The following is a 5,234-nucleotide window of genomic DNA, read 5'->3' on the forward strand; positions in this document are numbered from 1 at the left end:
TTTTTTGAGAAAAACCCTTGACATTCTCCCCGAAAATTCTATAATTGGCCTCACCCTCGAACGGGACGCCTGAACGGCCGAACGGAAGAGGACGGAGGCCCAGAGAGGCCGCCGGGCAGCTTGAAGGAATCGGAGATGTGCTTAGTGACGGACCAAGAATCAATTCTTGGAGTCAATACGAACGTGATTAACAGGACCAAGACTTTAGAAAATCAATGAAGAGTTTGATCCTGGCTCAGAACGAACGCTGGTGGCGTGTCTTATACATGCAAGTCGAGCGGTCCGCAAGGATAGCGGCGAACGGGTGAGTAACGCGTAAGCAATCTGCCCCGCATATTGGGATAGCCGTGCCAACGCGCGGATAATACCGAATAACGTGGCCCCGGACATCCGGGGTTGACGAAAGATTCATCGATGCGGGATGAGCTTGCGTCCGATTAGCTAGTTGGCGGGGCAACGGCCCACCAAGGCGACGATCGGTAGCCGGCCTGAGAGGGTGATCGGCCACATTGGGACTGAGATACGGCCCAGACTCCTACGGGAGGCAGCAGTAGGGAATATTGCACAATGGGGGAAACCCTGATGCAGCAACGCCACGTGTGGGAAGAAGCATTTCGGTGTGTAAACCACTGTCGTGAGGGAATAATACGCGTCTTCGGGCGCGGGAGAATGTACCTTGAAAGGAAGCACCGGCAAACTTCGTGCCAGCAGCCGCGGTAATACGAGGGGTGCAAGCGTTGTTCGGAATCACTGGGCGTAAAGGGAGCGTAGGCGGATGTTCAAGCGGATTGTACAATACCGGGGCCCAACCCCGGACCTGCAGTTCGAACTGGACATCTTGGATAGTTCAGGGGCAGGCGGAATTCCTGGTGTAGCGGTGGAATGCGTAGAGATCAGGAAGAACACCGATGGCGAAGGCAGCCTGCTGGGGACTTATCGACGCTGAGGCTCGAAAGCGCGGGTAGCAAACAGGATTAGATACCCTGGTAGTCCGCGCCGTAAACGATGCATACTGGGTGTCCGGGGTTCGCCCCGGGTACCGCAGCCAACGCGTTAAGTATGCCGCCTGGGGAGTACGTACGCAAGTATGAAACTCAAAGGAATTGACGGGGGCCCGCACAAGCGGTGGAGCATGTGGTTTAATTCGAAGCAACGCGCAGAACCTTACCAGGGTTTGACATGGGATCGCCGCGGCGAGAGATCGCCGTTTTGCAGCAATGCAACGATCCGCACAGGTGCTGCATGGCTGTCGTCAGCTCGTGTCGTGAGATGTTGGGTTAAGTCCCGCAACGAGCGCAACCCACGTCTTCAGTTGCCGCCCGCAAGGGGGCTCTCTGGAGAGACTGCCGGGGACAACCCGGAGGAAGGTGTGGATGACGTCAAGTCCTCATGGCCCTTACATCCTGGGCTACACACGTGCTACAATGGTCGGTACAATGGGTCGCAACGCCGCGAGGCGGAGCCAATCCTCAAAGCCGGCCTCAGTTCGGATCGGAGTCTGCAACTCGACTCCGTGAAGCTGGAATCGCTAGTAATCGTGGGTCAGCACACCACGGTGAATACGTTCCCGGGCCTTGTACACACCGCCCGTCAAGCCATGGGAGAAGGGAGTGCTCGAAGTCGCCCCGCGGCGCCTAAAGCAAGACCTTTGACTGGGGCTAAGTCGTAACAAGGTAGCCGTACCGGAAGGTGCGGCTGGATTACCTCCTTTAAGGAGTAAACATCGAGCCAATGGCTCGACCACCTGTTAAGCAGTTCGTTGACGCCCGTCATCCAAGTGCATCTCCGATTCTTTTACGAGCCCGGGTCTGTAGCTCAGCTGGTTAGAGCACCGCTCTGATAAGGCGGGGGTCAATGGTTCAAGTCCATTCAGGCCCATAGCTTTCGGGGTTATAGCTCAACTGGTAGAGCGCCAGCTTTGCAAGCTGGATGTTAGGAGTTCGAGTCTCCTTAGCTCCAGTAGCGCCCCCGGGCGCAACGCGACCGCGAGACGGTCGAGGCAGATTGACATTACGGCAGTGAAAAGATACAAGCAATCAAGCGAAGAGTGACTTGAAGCACCAAAGAAGGTGGATTCGAGCTGCTCATGCAGCAGAACAAGAGCTGAACCGCTGGAAAAGAAGATTATGCGAAAGAATGCACGCGGGGGATGCCTAGGCATCTGCCGGCGACGAAGGACGGGCCAAGCCCCGAAAGTGCGGTACGAGGCGCAAAGGGCCTTTGACTACCGCGATTCCGAATGGGGAAACCCACGCGCAAGCGTATCCACGGCCCGAACACATAGGGCCGAGGAGGCAAACCCGGGGAACTGAAACATCTCAGTACCCGGAGGAAAAGAGATCAACCGAGATTCCCCCAGTAGTGGTGAGCGAACGGGGACGAGCCCAGCCGGGTTGCGTATCGCGTACGGAGAGCGAAGCGGGATGGAAAGCCCCCCCACAGCAGGTGACAGGCCTGTAGCGATCTGGAAGCGGGCGTCCGGCGAAGAGTAGGGCGGGACACGTGAAATCCTGCCTGAAGACGGGGGGACCACCCTCCAAGGCTAAATACGAGCAGATGACCGATAGTGCACAGTACCGTGAGGGAAAGGTGAAAAGCACCCCGAGAGGGGAGTGAAACAGCGCCTGAAACCGCGTGCATACATTCTGTCGGAGGAGGGATTCATCCCTCTGACGGCGTGCCTTTTGTTTAATGAGCCAGCGAGTTGCTCGTGTACGGCGAGGTTAAGGGCCTCAGGTCCGGAGCCGAAGCGAAAGCGAGTCTCAACTGGGCGACCAGTCGTACACGGCAGACACGAAGCCTTAGTGATCTACCCATGACCAGGCTGAAGCGGAAGTAACATTCCGTGGAGGGCCGAACCGATATACATTGAAACGTGTCCGGATGAGTTGTGGGTAGGAGCGAAAGACCAATCAAACTGGGCGATAGCTTGTTCTCCTCGAAACATATTTAGGTATGGCGTCACGTTATCTTCACGGGGGTAGAGCACTGGAAGGACTAGGGGGCACACCCGCTTACCAAACCCTATCAAACTCCGAATACCGTGAACGAGATGCGTGGCAGACAGCCCGCGGGTGATAAGATCAGCGGACGAAAGGGAAACAACCCGGACCATCGACTAAGCGTCCCCAAGTATGTGTTAAGTGGGAAAGGATGTGGGGTTGCACAGACAGCCAGGAGGTTAGCTTAGAAGCAGCTACCCTTTAAAGAAAGCGTAATAGCTCACTGGTCAAGCGACCCCGCGCCGAAAATGATCGGGACTAAACACATCACCGAAGTCGTGGACTCCAGCAATGGAGTGGTAGAGGAGCGTTCCGTAGGCCTGGGAAGGCGGGTGGCGATGCCCGCTGGAGGTATCGGAAACGAGAATGCTGGCATGAGTATGCGAAAATGCGGGTGAAAAACCCGCACACCGTAAGTCCAAGGTTTCCTGGGCAAGGATAATCCTCCCAGGGTAAGTCGGGATCTAAGACGAGGCCGAGAGGCGTAGCCGATGACGACCCGGTTAATATTCCGGGACCGCGCGAAAGGCGTCACTACCGACGGGGTGACGCATGGGACAGTGCGTAGCTGCTGATGGATGCAGCGGAAGGTATGCGAGGCTTCGGGGCGGCAAATCCCCCCGATACGTGCCCCAGGTACCGGACCCCGCGAAGGCTTCGGCCGGAGCGGGAGTCGCATGGGCCCGTGCCAGGAAAAACCCCTAAGGGAGCCGACGCGCGCCCGTACCGTAAACCGACACAGGTGGACGAGGCGAATAGCCTAAGGTGCTCGAGACAACTCGGGAGAAGGAACTCGGCAAATTAACCCCGTAACTTCGGGATAAGGGGAGCCCTCCACGGTGAGCGTGAACAGCGCAGAGCTACGGAGGGTCGCAGGGAAACGGCAGAAGCGACTGTTTACCAAAAACACAGGGCCATGCTAACACGCAAGTGGACGTATATGGTCTGACACGTGCCCGGTGCCGGAAGGTTAACAGGAGGGGTCAGCGCAAGCGAAGCCCTGAATCGAAGCCCCGGTAAACGGCGGCCGTAACTATAACGGTCCTAAGGTAGCGAAATTCCTTGTCGGGTAAGTTCCGACCTGCACGAATCGTGTAACGACTTCTGCACTGTCTCCTCCCGGGACTCGGCGAAATTGCAGTGCCGGTGAAGATGCCGGCAACCCGCACCTGGACGGAAAGACCCCATGAACCTTCACTGTATTTTGGCACTGGTTTTAGGACTGGCATGTGTAGGATAGGTGGGAGGCTTTGAAGCGGCGACGCCAGTCGTCGTGGAGCCGCCCTTGAAATACCACCCTTGCCCGTTTTGAGATCTAACCTCGTCCCGTCATCCGGGACAGGGACCATGCCTGATGGTCAGTTTGACTGGGGCGGTCGCCTCCTAAAAGGTAACGGAGGCATCCAATGGTTCCCTCAGCGCGGTCGGCAATCGCGCGAAGAGCATAAAGGCATAAGGGAGCTTGACTGCGAGGCGGACACGCCGAGCAGGTACGAAAGTAGGGCTTAGTGATCCCGCGGTACAGCGTGGAAAGGCCGTTGCTCAATGGATAAAAGGTACTCTGGGGATAACAGGCTGATCTCCCCCAAGCGTTCATAGCGACGGGGAGGTTTGGCACCTCGATGTCGGCTCGTCGCATCCTGGGGCTGGAGAAGGTCCCAAGGGTTTGGCTGTTCGCCAATTAAAGCGGCACGCGAGCTGGGTTCAGAACGTCGTGAGACAGTTCGGTCCCTATCCGGTGTGGGCGTTGGAGACTTGAGGGAAGCTGTCCTTAGTACGAGAGGACCGGGACGGACGAACCTCTGTTGTACCGGCTGTCGCGCCAGCGGCATTGCCGGGTAGCCATGTTCGGATCGGAGAAACGCTGAAGGCATCTAAGCGTGAAGCCGTTCCCAAGATCAGGTCTCCCCGGGGTTCAACCCCCTGTAGGGCCGTCGGAGACTACGACGTCGATAGGCCGCAGGTGTAAGCGCAGCGATGCGTTGAGCCGAGCGGTACTAATAGCCCGTGAGGCATTTCCTCTATTTCAACGGTTCAGTTCGCGCTGCGTGTGCAGCCCGGACCCATCGTGCTTCGTCACCGAAGCTGGTTGCCTTTCACTGCCAACAAGTTTGTTTCAGCGGTTCTCGAGAGAGGGTCATACCCGTTCCCATTCCGAACACGGAAGTCAAGCCTCCCTTCGCCGATGGTACCTGGCCCCCGGGCCCGGGAGAGTAGGGCGCCGCTGGATTC

At 57.5% G+C, this 5,234-nt stretch carries 2 tRNA genes and 3 rRNA genes; all 5 read left to right on the top strand.

The annotated features are described in order from the left end of the window. Nucleotides 1-212 precede the first annotated feature (212 nt). A 16S ribosomal RNA gene (locus tag B7994_RS13790) occupies nt 213-1,711 on the top strand. A 93-nt stretch (nt 1,712-1,804) separates the two neighbouring features. After that, nucleotides 1,805-1,878 (top strand) — tRNA-Ile (locus B7994_RS13795). An 8-nt stretch (nt 1,879-1,886) separates the two neighbouring features. Next, nucleotides 1,887-1,959 (top strand) — tRNA-Ala (locus B7994_RS13800). 163 nt (nt 1,960-2,122) lie between these two features. Further along, a 23S ribosomal RNA gene (locus B7994_RS13805) occupies nt 2,123-5,024 on the top strand. A gap of 93 nt (nt 5,025-5,117) precedes the next feature. After that, nucleotides 5,118-5,232: ribosomal RNA gene (gene rrf, locus B7994_RS13810) — 5S ribosomal RNA — on the top strand. The 16S, 23S and 5S rRNA genes sit together here with 2 tRNA genes alongside, the layout of an rRNA operon. Nucleotides 5,233-5,234 lie beyond the last annotated feature (2 nt).

This window comes from Fibrobacter sp. UWR2, assembly GCF_002210285.1.
Lineage (GTDB): Bacteria > Fibrobacterota > Fibrobacteria > Fibrobacterales > Fibrobacteraceae > Fibrobacter.